Here is a 290-nt window from a genome sequence, read left to right as displayed (position 1 = left end):
ATTCCATCGCGCCACACCGGCTTCGGTGCCCACCCACAGGCGCCCCTGCGCATCGACCAGGCTGGTGAAAATGCTGTTGCTGGGCAGCCCATCCGGGTGCGCTGGATCATGGGTGTAGAGGCGCACGCTACCGTCTTCGCCCAGGCGGCAGACGCCGTGGTTGTTGGTGCCGATCCACAATGCATCGTCGACATAGGCCAGTGCCCAGAACTGCCCCTGGCAGGTGGCATTGACCTTGTCGAAGGTCCGGAAGTGCTCGCGGTCGGCATCCAGGCGGGCCACGCCCTTGC

General features: G+C 65.5%; 1 protein-coding gene. It reads right to left on the bottom strand.

Annotation, left to right across the window (positions count from 1 at the left end; all coding sequences use genetic code 11):
• On the bottom strand, nucleotides 1–290 hold a 290-nt coding region (locus EN850_RS35710), incomplete at both ends, for a two-component regulator propeller domain-containing protein (protein ID WP_136093083.1).

Source organism: Mesorhizobium sp. M8A.F.Ca.ET.207.01.1.1 (assembly GCF_004794715.1).
In the GTDB taxonomy this organism is placed as follows: domain Bacteria; phylum Pseudomonadota; class Alphaproteobacteria; order Rhizobiales; family Rhizobiaceae; genus Mesorhizobium.
The sequence above is the reverse complement of the archived record's forward strand: the minus strand, read 5'-3'. Positions and strand labels throughout refer to the sequence as shown.